The 18,051-nt window shown below is 35.9% G+C and carries 11 protein-coding genes; 7 read left to right on the forward strand and 4 right to left on the reverse strand.

Translation table 11 applies throughout. From position 1 onward, the window contains the following. Nucleotides 1-508: 508 nt before the first annotated feature. Nucleotides 509-2,134 (reverse strand): SpoIID/LytB domain-containing protein, encoded by a 1,626-nt coding sequence (locus F6K18_RS24100; RefSeq protein WP_287524854.1) that lies wholly within the window; start codon nucleotides 2,132-2,134, stop codon nucleotides 509-511. A gap of 2,690 nt (nucleotides 2,135-4,824) precedes the next feature. Between F6K18_RS24100 and F6K18_RS24105 the strand changes: the two genes are divergently transcribed. After that, nucleotides 4,825-5,466: a helix-turn-helix domain-containing protein gene (locus tag F6K18_RS24105; RefSeq protein WP_124145447.1), complete on the forward strand. Its 642-nt coding sequence runs from the start codon at nucleotides 4,825-4,827 to the stop codon at nucleotides 5,464-5,466. 129 nt (nucleotides 5,467-5,595) lie between these two features. After that, the gene (locus F6K18_RS24110) at nucleotides 5,596-5,949 is read left to right on the forward strand and encodes an STAS domain-containing protein (RefSeq protein WP_287524856.1); all 354 of its coding nucleotides are present in this window, start codon (nucleotides 5,596-5,598) and stop codon (nucleotides 5,947-5,949) included. Nucleotides 5,950-6,809: 860 nt separating this feature from the next. On the opposite strand, the gene F6K18_RS24115 is transcribed toward F6K18_RS24110, so the two are convergent. After that, a complete protein-coding gene (locus F6K18_RS24115) occupies nucleotides 6,810-7,586 on the reverse strand; it encodes a hypothetical protein (RefSeq protein WP_287524858.1) in 777 nt (258 codons plus the stop codon). Between the two features lie 448 nt (nucleotides 7,587-8,034). Between F6K18_RS24115 and F6K18_RS24120 the strand changes: the two genes are divergently transcribed. Continuing rightward, the gene (locus tag F6K18_RS24120; protein WP_287524860.1) at nucleotides 8,035-9,132 is read left to right on the forward strand and encodes a PstS family phosphate ABC transporter substrate-binding protein; all 1,098 of its coding nucleotides are present in this window, start codon (nucleotides 8,035-8,037) and stop codon (nucleotides 9,130-9,132) included. Nucleotides 9,133-9,600: 468 nt separating this feature from the next. Here F6K18_RS24120 and F6K18_RS24125 read toward each other — a convergent pair whose 3' ends face one another. Further along, nucleotides 9,601-11,841: a Cache 3/Cache 2 fusion domain-containing protein gene (locus tag F6K18_RS24125; protein ID WP_287524862.1), complete on the reverse strand. Its 2,241-nt coding sequence runs from the start codon at nucleotides 11,839-11,841 to the stop codon at nucleotides 9,601-9,603. 104 nt (nucleotides 11,842-11,945) lie between these two features. Between F6K18_RS24125 and F6K18_RS24130 the strand changes: the two genes are divergently transcribed. Next, entirely contained in the window at nucleotides 11,946-12,107 is a 162-nt protein-coding gene (locus F6K18_RS24130) for a hypothetical protein (protein ID WP_287524863.1), read from the forward strand. Nucleotides 12,108-13,189: 1,082 nt separating this feature from the next. Continuing rightward, on the forward strand, nucleotides 13,190-14,314 hold the full coding sequence (locus F6K18_RS24135) for a mechanosensitive ion channel family protein (protein WP_287524865.1): 1,125 nt from the start codon (nucleotides 13,190-13,192) through the stop codon (nucleotides 14,312-14,314). Between the two features lie 638 nt (nucleotides 14,315-14,952). Here the strand turns inward: F6K18_RS24135 and F6K18_RS24140 are convergent. Then, on the reverse strand, nucleotides 14,953-15,084 hold the full coding sequence (locus F6K18_RS24140) for a hypothetical protein (RefSeq protein ID WP_287524867.1): 132 nt from the start codon (nucleotides 15,082-15,084) through the stop codon (nucleotides 14,953-14,955). An 882-nt stretch (nucleotides 15,085-15,966) separates the two neighbouring features. Between F6K18_RS24140 and F6K18_RS24145 the strand changes: the two genes are divergently transcribed. Both F6K18_RS24145 and bioD read left to right on the forward strand, forming a co-directional pair. Further along, on the forward strand, nucleotides 15,967-16,182 hold the full coding sequence (locus F6K18_RS24145) for a hypothetical protein (RefSeq protein WP_287524869.1): 216 nt from the start codon (nucleotides 15,967-15,969) through the stop codon (nucleotides 16,180-16,182). A 1,123-nt stretch (nucleotides 16,183-17,305) separates the two neighbouring features. After that, nucleotides 17,306-18,007 carry a dethiobiotin synthase gene (bioD, locus tag F6K18_RS24150; RefSeq protein ID WP_287524871.1) on the forward strand — a complete coding sequence of 234 codons (702 nt, stop codon included), beginning with the start codon at nucleotides 17,306-17,308 and terminating at the stop codon, nucleotides 18,005-18,007. Nucleotides 18,008-18,051: the final 44 nt, after the last annotated feature.

Here is an 18,051-nt window from a genome sequence, read left to right on the forward strand (position 1 = left end):
TCTTCCCATAATTATTGTCCTCATATTGCTGGCTATTCTATTCCACTATTTTAGTTGTGGAGCGTCCAGAACGTCTATTTTTGGCTGTCTGTTTTTAACGATCGCTTGTTTTTGGTTGTCTGTTTTTAACGATCGCTTGTGAGTCCAATAGTCACTTTTAGCTGACTATTCTATTGCACCATTTTAGATGAAACAGTCCAGTAGGGTGCGTTAGTTTTACGTAACGCACCTCCTCCACAGCAGGGTAAGGCAGCTATAGTGGAGGCAGCTATTCTGAAGAGTTAGAGAGGAAGGGCGAAAAACGTGGTGCATGATAACCAGATTTGGTATGAAATCATACATTTATTCAGCAACGCCACTTATAGCAGTTTTCATTAACGTAAAATACAGAGATTTTGGCTTAAAGGCAGCTATGCTTTCTGTGCAGCATGATCTAGGAAAGGCAGAGGGCAGAAGTTTTGTAGTCAACATGAGTGAAAACCGCTATATGTTGCCTCGATCGCTACTATTATTTTTGTCCAAAAGTGACGGACTCGCTGAGAGGTTGGAGCTCTGTTCCAGGAAAATAAAAACTGAGAATACGATCGCTACTCCAACCTAACTCAGCTAACTTAATAGACCCTTTCTGAGAGAAACCTACCCCATGTCCAAATCCCCCTCCAACAAAACTATAGCCCCACAAAGTTTTATCGGGTTTGTATATAGGGTCTAAATAAAACAGTGTACTCCAAGGCACCCAAAAGGCATTTTGTACTTCGTCCTTATTTAAGTCTATAATTCCTTTATCAGTTTCCACAGTCATTTTCAGAACACGACCAGCTAGCGATCGCTCTGTCACTTCCACATTTTTTACAGTTTCAATTTGAGCAAAAGGACTTTTTTTCTCTCGAAAATAACTCTTTAAATAGCTAACTATACCAGGTAAACTAACTACCTCGCGCCAACGAAACTCTATCCAACCTTCTTCATTAAATCCTTTTTGAAGACTCATAAACTTACGGAAATTTTGTTCATCAGCTAAACTATTTGTAGATAAATCCCAGATATTATTAGCTGAATCAACTACAGGTCGTAAATATGGACGTTCAGTGCCATTCCATAGATCGTTAAAATCTGCTGTCACACCACCACTAACAGCAAAATAAACAGCATCTATCAGCTCATCTTCATAAGTCAGGACTTTCCCTCTAGTTGCTGCTACTGCTTCATCTGTTTCTGGGTATACATCTAATCCTTTGTAGACTTGACAGTGAGTATTGGCACACAACTCATAATTATCTGCTACAAACCTATGTAAATTCCGTAGTGCATAAGTTCTAGCTAAAATTGCTTGAGCTTCTAGGGATGCTTTTGGTGGCCAAGCTCCTAATTCGTGGGGTACTACTCCCCGAATATAAGTTTCTATTGGGACATTATTTACTAATGTGTAGCTTCCATAAGCATTCGGTTGTAATTTGAGTGAGCCAGCATAACGTCGTTCTTCTGGTATTGCTGTATCTTGGTTAAATTGATTATTAACGAGAATTATATCTTTTCCTGCTGTAATATCTAATTCATGGCGATGATAAGTATAGCCATTCATTTCCCAATAAGCTGTGGGTCTTTGTTTGAGAACTTCCAAATCGAGATATACATTTGTATTACTATTAGCTTGTAGACTTTCTAGTAACCAGCGTCGCAATAAAGGAGTTTTATAAACTTCTCTTTTTGCCCAAACTTTCCATCTTCCGGGTTGGGTTACTTCTACATCTATTCCTTTATTTTTCCATAATTGAGCATCTTCTTCAGCATTTTCATAACTGCGGTGACTACTGAGAACTAACCGCTCTTTTAATAATGCTTTTTCTTGCGGTCTCATCTTAATTTTCAACTCAACTTTTTCAGTAGTAAGAGTTTCTTTTCCTACTGGAGTTTTAAAGCTTAAAGTTAATTTATCTCCAGGAGTAGCTCTCAGGGTGATTTTATCTGTAGTTTTAGTACCAAATCGTTGTATGACTCCTATTTTTAGCAATCTATTAGATTCTTCTAAAGCTTCTGCTGGTCTTTTATATAATCCTAGCAGTAAAGCTGTTATCAATATTGTAATCGGAATTAATTTGTGAGTGAAATATTTTTTATATATCTTAGTCTGCAATTTTATTTACCTCCACAGTGTTTATTTTATAGCTATTGTAGCTAAAAATAGCTAGATTGAAAAAACTTATAATTTAATTATTTTGAGCGACCCTCAAACTTAAGAGTTAGTCAAATAAATATTTTAAATTTCTGGTTTAAACTATACAAAATAAATGCACAATTCTCATCAATAAAAATACTTCTTAGGTAGATAAATAAATTATCACTTTTTTTCCTTTCCCCCCCCTCATCGGGAGATATAGCAATGAGCGCTGGTATATTTACAAATTGTAGTAGGGGCAAAAGAGCTAGAAGTCTTATATGATTCCTACGGAATGCTTGCGCAAACGGCAATTTATTCCCCCTGTTCCCTGTTCCCTGTTCCCTGTTCCCTGCGCACAGCGCTATAGAACCCCTAAGCGTATCTTCATAAATATCAAGTTTTTTTAGCTAGGAGACAGGAGACAGGAGACAGGAGACAGGAGGGAAGATGTGGGGAGAGATCATACAAAAAATTCAACACTCCTTCATATGATTTTTCCTCACTCATTGATGCGCGAAAAGACTCTTACACCATAATTATATAGATCTCAAATGGGTTCTATACTTGATAAAATCACATCAAGACTCTGTAGATATAACAAACAACTTTTATATCATGTCCGTTTAATTAGTGATCAAAAATTTTCTTCTCCTCTTCCTTCTTCGGTAGTCCTGCATAGTAATGGTAGGTGGAGACAAGCAACACTTAGAAAGAGAGTAAAATGATCCCACTGACTATACCGTGACAAAAATAATTAGAACGGGAGCAAGATACTCCCACTGGTTATACCATTAAAATGTACCACTACCCCTTCTTCTTTCCTCCTGACTCGGTCATCCTGACTCGGTCCTCCTCCGTCGTTATTTATAAGTATTCAACCGGACATGATATTACCTCTTAACATACCCCTTTTGAGAGCAAAGTCCCTATTAGTATGATTTAATTATGAACAAATTAATTAGTAGACCAAAGTTTATTGACCTTTGCCAAGAAATAAATAGCTATAACAGGCGAAATAGTTAGTTAGGACATAGACTGATAATGAACCCTAGACAGGGAAATCTTTTTCTTAACTATTAGACATCTGGTAAAAATTCAAAATCAAATCAATTCTCACACATAAATTATCAATTCTTTCTCCCTACTGCCTACTGCCTCTTTTGGAGGAGATGTCTATTTACTCACACCGAGTGCACTACCAGACGCTAGGTAGGTTTGTGAATATGCGACCTGGTGGCGCTTCTTTCCGACAGAGGTCGCCGACGCGATAAGTTAGTACGGTCTTGGGGTCACGCCGACTTGTGGCAAAAATGCGAACCCTTTAGAGAGTCTTACAACTGTTGGTTGTTGCTTGCTATAGCTGAATTGGCCACCTGAATCAAGTCTATCAAATAAATTTAAACCTTAAACCTTTTTTTCTCATCCTTTGATGAACTTCAAGGTATAGCACGGAAAAGAGTTGCCGAGGACTGATGCTAATGATGGATCAAATACGGTCTGATTTTTTTCCCAATTTTGCCTATTTTCTATTCCTTACTATATAGTTAAACTTGGGAATATTTTGCATAAGTTTGTTAATTTTAACAAGAATAATTAATTTTAAAAAATCAAATTTTTCCATTGTTATCCTTTAGTTGAAGTTAATTATTATAAATCGATATGAATCAGGAAAAATGAAAGCAAAATATTTACTATTATTGGATAGATTTACCTGGAGAGAAACGTTCTAAAATAGTGGGTATTCTTAACAATATAGCAATGTGCGCTGGCATATTTACAAATTACAAGAGGTGTCCAATAGCTAAAAGTCTGATATTATAGAATAGATTTTTTATTCCCCCAGATGAGCTGTTACCTGTTGCCTGTTGCCTGCGCACAGCGCTATACATTAGCAACAATTCTCGGTATAAAAACTCAAGTATAACAAGGAAATTGGAATGTTAAAGGAATGGATTTTGATCAATTACATGAATTATTTGATCAAATGGCTGGTGAACTATAAGAATATATTGATATTTTTGCAGAAAGAGTTAGAGCTTTGGGAGGGATAGCAATGGGGACAGCTCGAATTGCTGCTTCTGAATCAATTTAAGAAGAATATCCTGATAAAATCATTGATGAAAAAGATTATTTAAATAGCATTAGCAGACCGCTTCGCAACTTATGCAAAATTAGTCCAATATGGAATAGATAAAACATATAAATTAGGAGATGCGGATACATCCGATTTGTATACCGAAGTTTCTCGGACTATTGATAAACTTTTGTGGTTCCTAGAAGCACATTTACAATCAAAATAAAGTTGTTTTATTAATTAAAAAATAAACATAATTAGCATACAATCACAATGAATCTTGCTAACTTTAAATTGAAATTGGTCTAAAAAATTGATGGTGCTCACTCAAAATATTTCATAAAATCATCTTGAGTAAGTTCAATACTTAAGATGCTAGTAATTTTTTAGCCAGTAAGAAGGTGAAAAAAATTAGTATGTAATGAAAAGTAAAGTCCCTCAAACACACTACTATTTTATTCCTTTTACCCCACACTTTGTGCTTGATCATCAGGATAATTTTTAATGCTGACCTACTTAATGATAATGAGTAATTGTGATATATTCTAGAGCAGACACAAAAGTCTACTCTTTTCTTTTAATATCCGGTGAAATGAATCAGTCTTTTCCAATAAACTATGCCTCCCAATTACAAAACCTGATGAAGAAAGCAAGTATTTCTAGCTTTAAAGAATTAAGTCAAAAAGCAGGGGTTTCGGAATTGCAGCTTATTCGGTTGCGACGTGGGTTAGGGTCACAAATGCGAGTAGATATTCTACTCAAAATTAGTCAAGCATTAGGAATAACATTAACAGAATTATTAGATAATTTTGCCCCCGAACTTGTCAAAAAATCAGTACCAACTTCCACATCAATATTAGAACAAGAATATCGCAATCTCCAGGCAAACTTTGAGCAACAAAAACAATTTTTAACACAGGAGTTTCAGCAGTCTAGCTTGCAAATTTTAGAATCTTGGTTACAACAATGGCCCACTGTTGTATACAAGGTTAAACAAAATCCTCGTTTACCAGCAACAAAGATATTACCTTTGTTACGTCCAGTAGAGCAATTGATCCAACAATGGAATGTAGAATCTATCGTTCCTGTGGGAGTAGAAGTTCCTTTTGACCCTCAGTTACATCAACTAATGGAAGGGTCTGCCCAAGAGGGAGAACTGGTAAAAGTTCGTTATACTGGCTATCGACAGGGAGGTAAACTACTATTCCGTGCCAAAGTTAGTCCTATCAATTAAATCAAACAACAGAAAAGCTTATATGGTAATTACTTTTGAGTTACTTATCAATATACTTGGACTTAATCTCAGTAATGAGGTATACTAGGCTAGGTTTGTTAATAGTTAGAGTCATAGCTTCTAGAAAATATGAGTACTGTGGTTAAGTATATTCAACCTAATGGCATTTTAGACGGCACTAAGGCTACTGAATTTCGCCAAGAAATTAATGAGCAAGTTGAAGCTGGAGCAGATATTATTTTGATAGATTTTAAAGATGTAACTTTTATGGATAGCTCTGGCTTAGGTGCTTTAGTTTTAGCGCTCAAAACTGTTAGAGCTGCTGGAGGTCAATTAGTTGTATGTTCTATTAATGAACAAGTTAGAATTCTGTTTGAGTTAACAAGTATGGATCGAGTTTTTGACATATTTCCTAACCGAGAAGAATTTGATAAAGCCCCTATTGAATCTAATACAAATCTTCAGGCCCAAAGCAAAAACTAAAATTTTTAATTTTAGAGTTAGTATTTTAAGATTTTGGATTCAAGTATTTTAAGTGGTAGATTAAATCTTCTTCCATAGGTTCCTGATTAATTTAAAATTTCTTTCAAATATTTTCTAGATCCAACTAGATCCAAAGGGGTGTATCTAATAAAAATGATCAGGAAGAAGTTTCTGATTTCAAATAAAATCTAGAATTTTTTACTAAAGAAAATTAAATCCAAATTTTGCAACAAAGCTTCAGCTTATCTGAAGTCTAATGACAAGTTAAATATAGATTAAAGTCAAAATCAGTTGGTCTTAATCAGGACAGATTTAGGTATATATTAAGTTAGCTAGACTTAGTTTTTTTGTGGTAAACCTTTTTCCTGTAATAGATTAAGATTTTTTTTTGCTTAATCCCTGTTTCTCAGATAGAAGTGTTACGATTATTTGGCTTTATTGATAAAGTTTAATAGTTTGAGTATATGATTAAAAACTCCATAATTTACTGAATAATTAAGGTTTAAAGCAGAAGGAAGAAGGCTTTAGTTATCTAGGAAAGAAGGAAAAATATTGTGTTGTCTGAGTTGTAAGCTTTTGATATGTCCGCGCCCTTTCCTTCGAGTACTATAGCAGGGAACAGGGAACAGGGAACAGGGAACAGGGAACAGTGGTAAAAGCTTTTCTCTGTCTCAGGTTCATCATCAATCTCTGTCCTAACCAACTCTTTCCTTGCTATATAAAGCCTCTTCTTTGAAGAAAAAATAAATCAAAAAAATCCTGTTTGCCAATCCTATTCGTTTTCAGGAGAGGTAATTATTAATTGTTAATTGTTAATTCTTGAAGATCGGGATCGGAAAAGATTGAAAATAAATATCTCATTAAGCTTCTTTGATAAACCGAATTATTTCCTGCACATGATTAAGAAATTTCCCGTCTGTTGAAAGTCTCGATATTGCTTTTTCAAAATCTCTAGTTAACTGATGATGTTCTGCTTGGTTTGTATTTCTTAAATCTTCTATTGTCACTGCTAAACGACTGAATTCTTTTCTTGTTATTTCGGAGTGTTGCTGTTGTTTCGATCTAAAAGATTCTGGATTTTCAATACTTAGTTGTGTTCCTAGATATTCAACAGTTTTTTCGATATTTACAAAGCGATTTCTAAGTTCAATAATATCTGCACGAGGATGCAATAATTCTCGACGAATCATCGATAATCGTACCACTAAATATTGATATAAACGTATAGCAGGACGTAAAACAGTTAACAATAAAGCTGCGCCAGAACTCACATAACCAAATACACTAATACCAGTAATAGCTAAAGTATAAAGCCCAACTGTAGAAAGAAAATGTAAAGCCAAAGCTATCCACAAAGAAAAACGCGCTAACTTAGCAACATAATCAACTTGTTGAGCATCAACTGTTATACCTTTTTGCTTTGACTCAGCAGCTTCAGCTAATACCTCTTTAGCTTCAAAATGTATATTCCAGGGAACAGTAACAATTAACAATAACCACCAAAAACAAGCACCCCCAATTACCCAATCTAAAAAACTACCAACCGAAATATGTAGCCATTGTAAAATACCAAATGTCAAAAGTAATATTAAAGCTAGTCCAACAGTAAAGCTAGCAAAATTTACAGAAGTTTTCATTCTTCTACTTCCTCCAATGATGGATACCTCTTGATGATGGTTTAGCTTTGCACAGAAAAATATTTGAAATGTGACAGTTATTCAAATGGTTAAGGTATAAATATTATTTCGGACTAGAGTATAAATTTTTAGAGGTAGATTAAGTAGATTTAAACAAGTTTACACAGGATAGTTTTGTCAGCCTTAGTAATTGGATAATTATTTTGAAGAAGGAAGAAGAAAAAAGTGGATGGGGTTTGTAGACATGAAGTGGCAGGTCATTGACTATCCCCAACCAATTGTAGACACCCTGTAAACGGTGGGGTATTGAACCCATAAAGAAAAAGATAATAATTTTCCCACAAAATCAAACTAAAAATATTAGCTGAATAGAGAGTTTATCTCAAGATTGAATATTGGTAAGTGGTAAAATTATCAAGGTTATCAGTAAAATCTTACTCTAAAATTTATGAATTTAGTAATACAATTGAAAAACCAATCTCTCCGTTTTTTTGCAATAGCTCTACTTCTGATTGTAAGTGCTTGCGGCAATAATGAAACAATAACTTCCACTACCGAAATATCTCCACAAGTAAAGGAAGAAGATACTGAGGAAAGACAATATGTTCTAGTTGATGGCTCAAGTACAATTTTTCCCCTATCTGAGACAATGGCTCAAAAATTTATGAATGATAATCCGGAAAATCAAGTAATTATAGGAATATCTAGTTCTGGAAACGGACTAAAAAAGTTTTGTATTGGGGACACAGATATAGCAAATGCTTCCCGTCCCATTAAAAAGTCTGAGATTGACCTCTGTCAGGCAAATGAAATAGAATTTGTTGAAATTCCCATTGCTTTCGATGGTATTTCTATAATCGTTAATCGCGACAATGATTGGGCAGACTGCCTGACCCTAGAAGAGTTAACAAAAATTTGGCAACCTAATAATGATGATAAGAATAAAATAACAAACTGGAAGCAAATTCGTGATGAATTTCCGGAAGAACCTCTAAGTCTTTTTGCCCCCGATGCTGACTCTGGTAGTTATGATTACTTTACTGATGCTGTTACTGGGGAAGAAGGTAGAAGTCGCAAAGACTATCAGGCCAGTGAAGATGATAATCTGATTATTCAGGGTATCGAATCTGACTGGGGTAGTTTGGGTTTCATAGGCTTTACCTACTACGAAAAAAATCAAGATTTTGTGAAACTAATTGCTATTGATAATGGTAACGATCAATGTGTGGAGGCAAGCAGTGAAACTATCGCTAACGGTACTTATAGCCCCCTATCTCGTCCATTATTTCTATATGTGAATAAGAATTCCCTAGAAACAATACCCCCTGTCAAAGCTTTTATTGATTACCAAATAGATGTTGCGAATAAAGCGGTAATTTCAGAAGTGGGATATGTACCTTTACCCGGATTGTTACAAGGGAAAGTACGAGAGCGTGTTGAAAAACTGACTACTGGTTCTGTTTTTGATGGAGAATCTGCTGTTGGTGTTAAGTTGATCGATAAACTTTTCTCTGAAAAAGAAAGGAATAAAATCAGTGGTAGTTAATCTAATTGAGCTGACACAATAGACATAGGTATGAAAAAGAATAGAGTTGTCGCTAAATAAAGGGAAAAATCACTCTAACCTAGACAGAGAAATAATTCCCAGCATTTTTGCTATCAAATAGCTACAATCCTTACATAACAGGGTTTTTGGGATTGTTTTAAGTTATAAAGCGACAAGTCTAATTTAGAGGTGTTCCAGGGATTGCTGATTAAATCTAAAAGCATTTACAGATAAAGGTTTTAGCCTTTAAAGATCGAAAAAAACTGCAACTTTTTCAGCTTGAGCGACCAAAAAGTTAGGATAAAAGGCAGAATAATTGCAGAAAAATCAAGGAATAAAATATCCGACTAACTCCTCTAAATTCCCCATTCCTCCTGACTCCTGACTCCTGACTCCTGACTCCTGACTCCTACCTCATACCAAAAAACTTATTCAGCAAACCCTAATTAGTTATCGTAAATTCCTTCTTTAAATAAATACCAAAATAGTGATTAGCAGTAAAATCTTCATCATACTCGGCCAATAAAGTGCCTTAAAGATAAAGTTATTTTTATACTTAAAAATCGGAAGATTTGGCTTCAAACTCCAGAGAATAAAGTTCAAAGTTACTAAGAAAATGTATAAATAAACAACAAAGTAAAAGAACTCCAAATAAACAATTCCTTTAGTAATAATTTGTTGTCTGACTGTTACCTGGTCTAAGATAACAATAAATACAAAACCCGCAGAAGCTCCCAAAACTTCCATAGTTTGTTCTTTGTCACAAACCAGTAGTACTGCAAATAACAAAGTCAAAACTACAATCATTGGTCCTAGTTTAGAAATAAACAGACCTAAGAAAGACCTTTGCAAAATAAAAGTATATTGAAGTTCAGGAAAATTAGTTTTTGGTACAGAATCTATCAGACCAAAATTAGTATTGTATGTCTTAAATGCATACTCGAAAAAACTATCCCTGAGATACCATTCTCCGAGTACCATTTCTTGATCTATCCCTGGTGTGGTTCGAGGGTTAATTACATTGTAACTACTTAAGTTAGGAGCAAGAATCACCCGACGATTTAAGTTTCCATTATTGAAATCTTGATGCAAAATCCGGATTTTCAAATCTTTATCATCAAAAGGATAATAATCAAAATTAAAATCCATCCGGAGAGTATAAGCAAAATACCAACCGATAACTTCTAAACCATCTTTTTTGTGTCGATAATCTTCTCTTAATTCATAATCACTATCTTCAATAGCATTAGCAAGTATAATGCCACGAGATAAATCATCATGTACACCATCTTGGTATTCTTGCCATATATAACCTGTGACAAAAGCATCTTTTGCACTGGTAAAATCAAATGATTGAATAAAAACTCCTGTAGGAACAATTAGGGGTGGTTCTTGATTTAATTCTTTGCTTAACTCTATTTGAGGAGCTAATAATTGTGTTACACCAGTATCACTAAGCAAAAGATTTCTAGTTGCGGTATAAGTTCTCGCTCTCAACACTAAGCTCCAAACAAAAGCAATGTTTGCTACAAAGAATGTCGTAATAATAAATGATACTAATGCAATTCGTTTTACTCCTCCCAGGTAAGCTTTAAATAGTAGAATTGAGAGAAAAACAGCAAACCAAAGGTAGGCGATACTAAGAGCGATTAGTTTACGTCTTGTGACAGCAGAATCTGGTAAAATTTCATCTTGAATAAAGATTATTCCTACTACCCATCCATTTCGATTGGTTGTCCGCAGAAATAACCAAGAATTTTGACCTGTTACGTCATCAGTTAAATTTGCTTCTACTGGCCTACCTTTAAGCGCTTTAATAATTAATTCTCTCAGCTTTTCATCCTTCTGTTCGTATGTAAGATCGAAGACATTTTCTTGAGCTTTAAAAAGTTCTTCATTAGGATGATAAAGGTAAGTTCCAGTTTTAGAAAGGATAAATCCATAACCTGTTCTACCCAAGTTTAGAGACTCCATCACCTGTCGAATTTGCCCTAATGAATATTCGCTATATACGATACCTCGTGGGGATTTATCTGGAGTATTTGGGCTATAAAAAGGAGTATAAAATCCGACTACTGGATCACTGACTAGAGAAGTGTCACTCCACAAATATGGCTGTCCCCAATTTGGTCCTTTGTTCACGGTATTAGTATACCAAGCATATTTGGGTTTAGTATAGTTAATTTTAGTTTCAGATAGTTCTACTTTGTCGTCTCTCCTGATATAATATGGTGCATATAACTTTACATCCGGTTGATAAGCAAAGGGTTGATAAGCAACCCCAATATCTAAAAGTTCTGTATTTGTCTCAATTTCTGATTTAAGTCGCTCCAATAATTCCCCATCATTTAATTTACCAGAAGTGAGGTCGTTGGCTACAGAAATAGCTGATTTTTGGGCAAAATACAGTCTTCGGTCAATCTCCAGAGCAACTCTAGCTGTTTCCCTTTGAGCTTGCTGTTTAGCATTATCAAATCTCTCTTTTTGTTCTAGGGTGTACAATAAAGACCCTAATATAGCTAATGTTAAACTAATTCCACCAAGGGTTAGTGAAGTGTAAAATGCGATTATTTGTGGCTTACTAGCATTATTAATAGTTAATGTTTTATGTAAAAATTTGTATATTTTTTGTTTGATTATTTTAGCTTTTTTTTGAATTTTTTTCTCGTCTTTTATGACATCATTTTGAATCTTTTTATCAATCTTCATAATTTTTTTTTCTGTAGATTTTAGTACATAATAATATCTTGATTTTTGGCAAAAAAATGGAGAGTATTAACATTTTTTTAAGCTTCCTAGATCAAAATCTATGAGTGTCAAGATTACCCAAAGGAGAATTGGGCGTTGGTGAATTAGTGTATCATATTCATCTTAATTACTTAGGAGTAAACCCACCCCTCGCCCCTCCCCCTCCCTGGAGGGGAAGTCAGTCGGACCGAGTCAGGAGGGAAGTAAAGAAGAAGAAAGAGGAGTAGAAGGAAAAAGTTTTTTGGTCGCGGAGCGCGGAACAGAGTTCTATCGCGCTTTTATCCTGATCTCATATCATACCTCAAATCACCAACGCCGAGAATTGTGCTATCTATAGCGCTGTGCGCAGGCAACAGGCAACAGCTCCGGAAGGGGGCATAAATTGCCGTTTGCGCAGCATTCCGAAGGAATAATATAAGACTTTTAGCTATTTTGCCCCTCCTGCAATTTGTAAATATACCAGCGCTCATTGCTATAAATTTTGTCTCAAAATATCAACTCTAGTTCATCTGATATTTGAGCGACAAATATAGGAAGATCAATCTGAAATGTTCCTAGCTCTTACAACACTTTTGAGAAAAATAGTTTAATCTTAATATATTTTCTTTCTCTTGAGTTACACAATAATACTAAGTAGGTAAGCATTAAAAAATCAAAACGTCAAAATTAGGTGACAGTTTATCAATACCTTATTTCAAACTTTTTACACAACTAAATATACATCGATTTTATTCTACCAACTTACTTATCTGTAGTCTTCGTTCTCCGATTATTACTCAAATAATACATTCAGGACTTACGCATGAGGTACGAAAAACTAGGATTTGAGATTGCTTTCCGTTCCGGACTGCTGCGCAAACCCTGTGGGTCGCTTCGGACGAAAATACCTTGCAGGTGCGTAAGTCCTAACACTATATATAGCATAGCTTTGTAGGCTCTGTATATATGAACTAGACAACTAACTAAAAAAGTCAAGTGATTTTTTATTTTTTTAAAAGTCTGACAAGGTAAAGTTTGATTTGCATCAGCCAAAAGAGATTTTCAGAAAAAATTAAGGTATTCTATAATTTGCAGGATGATGCCTGATTATTTTAAATTTAATTTGTCCTCTCTCCAATCCCTGCTCTGATAATTCCATGATCATGCAATGCCAATATTAAAATATTATATTAACAATACTTGATCGACTGTTTTTTTGCTACTGTAAGAACGATCTAAATTTTGCATTGTATTAGACTCTAGACTTCAGTTTCTGTAGACTAGGAAAGTACATTATTCTTATAATAAATCTCTAAGTTGAGTAAAAAAAATGGACTTATTAGAACAAATTTGGAATAGTCTTGGAGAAATCTCTATTTTTGGCCTATCGGCATATAAACTATTATTTGCACTTGGGGTGTTGCTATTAACACTAATACTCCAGGGATTTATTGCTGGAGTAATTATTAAAAGTATTGAAGGTCTGGCTTCTAACACTAAATCTGACTTAGACGATCAATTAATTTTTATCATTAAAGAACCCTTAAACTGGTTAGTTTTACTTGCTGGGTTTTGGGCAGTGCATATAATTTTAATAGAGTATATCAGTCCTGAGTTAAACAAAATTATAACTGAGATTATCGGTTTAGCTGCTATTGCTCTGGTAGCAAATGTGATTTATCGTTCAGCTCCTTTGTTAGGTCAACTACTACAATATCTAACTATTCACACTGAGACAGACCTCGATGATTTGCTGGTTCCCTATTTCCCTAGACTATTTCGGATTGCAGCAATTGTTGTGGTATGTATTAAAGGAGCAGAAGTATTTTTGGGAGCATCTGCAGGAGCTTTGATTGGTTTACTTGGTGGTGCTGGTGTTGCTTTAGGTTTATTGTTCAAAGACATTATCTATGATTGGTGTTGTGCTATAATTATCTATACTGATGGATTATATAGACCTGGTGATTGGATAGGAGTTACAGGATTAAGTGGTTTTTTCCAGGTTTCAGAAATCGGTTTAAGAACAACAAAGTTGTACTCATTTGAATGGGGTTCAATCATTAAAATGCCCAATTCTCGAATGGTTGGTGGTATTGTAGATAACTGGTCTCAAAACAGAACTGATCTTGAAGAGTGGGGGATAACAGGAACTTTAAAAATTGATGGCATTACAGCAGAGCAAGCAGAGAGGATAATGGCTGGTCTTGATGAAATATTTAAAAGTATGGAAGGTATTCTGGAACATTATATAATGTTCCAAGGTCTTGAAGGTAATGCTCGCAAGATTAAATATGTTTCATATCATCCTCCTGCTGGTTACGGGCGTACTGCCAATGAATTTCATTTGAGGGTAATGAGGTTGATGGAAAAAGAGGGTATTGCTGCTCAGAATGTTTATATCATTACTGACCAAGAAACTTATACAAAAAATATGAAAATGGCAAGCAAGAATTGAGTGCTAAATATCCATAAGTTAATATTTTGGTAATGGTAAACAAGTAGTTATTGTTGAGGTTTACCTTCTAGTGTCGCTACGCGGAAATTAAAAGTCATGCATTTAAAAGCGAGTGCTAATTGGCGAGGTCTCCTACGGGGCGCCTACTGTGCGGAAGTAATTCCGCACACAGCCGCTCCAGAATGTAAGACGCACATCTGAGAGTCAATCATTTTTGATTTGTAATTGTTCGCGCGATTTTGTAACTGGTCAGTTATTTCCGCTGAATACTTATAAATAACTGTTGTGAGGAGTCAGTCCTCAGGAGTCAGTCCTCAGGAGAGAAGAAAGGAGAAAAAGAGGAAATATTGGTATTGGGGGTATTGATAATTTCAGTATTTGTTTGGTACTGTCGGTATTGTCAGTCCTTAAATTTTATTTATAACTGACCCGTCCGCAATTCGTAGCTCCCCTAGACGATTTTTTAGTAAATTAAATTCATCTGTTAAAAATGGAGAATCTGGTTAATCCAATATATCTGCCAATAATTAGGGCTTGCTGATTAAATCTCAAAGCATTGACATATAAAGAATTTAGCCTTTTTGGGGCCTTTAAAAAGTGCGCCTGTTTCAGCTCTTAATGCTCAAAAAGTTAGTATTTTAGGCGTATAGCTGGGCAGAAAAATTATTCTTACAATTCTTACTCCTACTTCTTCTAAGTACCCCGTTCCTCCTGTCTCCTGTCTCCTGTCTCCTGTCTCCTACCCTCACCCATAAGACTTTTGAGCGCAAACCCTAATTATCATTTTCTTTGTGGGTTTAATACCCCACCGTCAACGGGGGTGTTCACGCATTACTTGGGGGAGCGAATCCCCATGTAATTTTCCTCCTGTCTCCTGTCTCCTGTCTCCTGTCTCCTTCTTCAATTAGTAAATCAGTTTTATACCGAATTGACGCAAAGGTAGTTATGTATTAATCTATAATTTTTTGTCTTAAATCTACAATTTTATCGTTCGCAGATATTGTAAATATTTAATTTTTTTCGATCTTTTTTCATATAGAACCCATTTGAGATCTATATAATTATGGTTCTCAAGTCTTTTCGCGCATCAATTTTGACCGAAAATCATCAGCAAGGAGTTGAATTTTTTGTATTATCTCTGCCCACATCTTCCCTCTTCCCTCTTCCCTCTTCCCTTTTCCCTCTTAACTCCTGTCTCCTGTCTCCTGTCTCCTGACTCCTAGATCAAAAAACTTGGTATTTATCAAGATACGCTCAGGGGTTCTATAGAACCCATTTGAGGTCTATATAATTATGGTAGTCAAGTCTTTTCGCGCATCAATGAGTGAGGAACAATCATCAGCAAGGAGTGTTGAATTTTTTATATTATTTCTCCCCACATCTACCCTCTTACCTCTTACCTCTTACCTCTTATCTCCTGTCTCCTGTCTCCTGTCTCCTGTCTCCTAGCTCAAAAAACGCGCATATTTATGAAGATACGATCGGGGGTTCTATACTTCCCTTTGTCTAAGACTTACGGACGTTGTATGCAATCTCCCTACTGCTCACTCTTCCATGAATGTAGCAATATTTGATGAAATTGGTATTAGAAGTATTTTTGTGAGTAGTGGGAAGACTAAAGTTAAACAAATAAATCCAATTCATATCAGCTTATGAATAAAAATCTAATATGGTTATTTGTCATCGTGAGTATAGTTTTTGTAACTGCTGGTGACAGTTTTGAATTTGTGCCTCAACCTGTCCAAAATGCCAGCTTGCAAAGTCGAAAATTTATAGTTGGGCTATGGCCTGATTGGTTGAGGCCCAAGAATACTAATGAACGTACAGAAGATGCTGTAAAGGATCTAGAAAATCGTGCCGATCCATAAATAGGGTTTGCTGAAAAAGTCTGATGAGCAAGGGTAGGAGTCAGGAGACAGGAGACAGGAGACAGGAGACAGGAGGAATGGGGAATGAGCGAGAAGGCAGGAGTTAGAATTATTCCTCAATTTCTCTGTCCAAATCTTGCTGTTAATACTAACTTTTTGAGGCTTTTCAACTCAAATAAGCGCACCCCCTCCAGACTTAAAAATGCCAAAAGCTTTATCTGTAAAGACTTTCATATTTATTCAGCAAACCCTAAATAGACATCTCCACCAAAAGAGGGAGTAGGGAGTAGGGGGTAGGGAACCCACCCCTCGCCCCTCCCCCTCCCAGGAGGGGAAATAATTGATAATTTCTGTGGAGGTAGAAAAATACTCGCTCCACACCCCCTAATATCAAATTCGGTAGCATTAGTGTAATTAGATTCACAGAACTTACGCAAAACAAAATACAAAGTTATACACCATCTGTAGGGGCGTTTTGCTCCGCAACATATAAAGCTTCAGCTATGCGTCAGCAAACGGCCGTTCTGTATGTGGTGGTTATGCGTAATATCATGTCCGTTTAATTCGGTATAAAAACATTCTTGATCTTCACCATTACCAAATCTTCATAAATTTTTTCCCTCCTGACTCCTGAGGACTGAGGATTGACTCCTACTTCAAAAGATTTTATACCGATGCTACCGGATTTGATTTGAAGAAGGAGACAGGAGACAGGAGACAGGATACAGGAGGAAAATTACTTATGGATTCGCTCCCCCAAGTAATGCGTGAACACGACCGTTGACGGTGGGGTATTAAACCCACAAAGAAAATGATAATATCATGTCCGGATAATTAGCGATCAAAAAACTTTCTCCTTCTTTTCTTCTTTCTTCCCTCCTGACTCCTGAGTTCCCCTCCCAGGAGGGGAAGTCAATCAGACCGAGTCAGGAGGAGAAAGAATTACAAAGATAAACGTAGTTATGGCGATTGAAGATTTTTTTTATGTCCAATTAAACGGATTTGATATGACACACCCCGCACAAAATTAGGTGTGTCAGTCCACTACAGGTAGAACTTGGTACGGAAGTCCTGAAGATATTACAATGGAGAGATCCAGAAATGATATTCCAGGGTAAATGCTTTGAAAGAACTTTTGATTACTGCAACCGATACCGACGCTGGTAAAACGATATTAACCCTCGCTCTTGCTGCTTATTGGCAAACTTACCATCAAGACCGGAACTTAGGCTTATTTAAACCCATTCAAACTGGCATAGGCGATCGCGAACTTTACACTCAATTATTTTCTCTAGACCAATCTCTTGACGAAATTAACCCTTTATGGTACGAAACACCAGTAGCTCCTCCTGTAGCTGCAGAACGGGAAGGTCGTCTGGTAGAATTAGATCGGGTATGGTCAACCTTTGCAAGATTACGACAACAAAAAGATTTTGTGTTAGTCGAGGGTGTAGGGGGACTAGGTTCTCCTGTAACTCACGAACTGACGGTGGCAGACATAGCTAGGGATTGGCATTTACCTACTATTTTGGTTGTACCAATCAAGTTAGGCGCGATCGCTCAAACTGTAGCGAATGTTGCTCTAGCTCGTCAAATGAAGGTTAACCTCCGAGGAATTATCCTTAACTGCGTTCAACCTTGCTCAGAGCAAGAAATTGCTGACTGGACTCCTGTTGAGCTAATTCAATCCTTAACTCAAGTACAAGTCTGTGGAGTTATACCACATTTGCCAGAAATTAACAACTTAGAAAAATTAGCAGCAGCAGCTTCTAATTTAGATTTAGAGAAATTTTTGCCCTTACCAACCACAATCAAAAATTATTGAAGAGGGAAGAAGGCAGAAGGCAGAAGGGAAAATTGCTTATGGAT

It is taken from the genome of Okeania sp. SIO2C2 (genome assembly GCF_010692625.1).
In the GTDB taxonomy this organism is placed as follows: Bacteria; Cyanobacteriota; Cyanobacteriia; order Cyanobacteriales; family Microcoleaceae; genus Okeania; species Okeania hirsuta.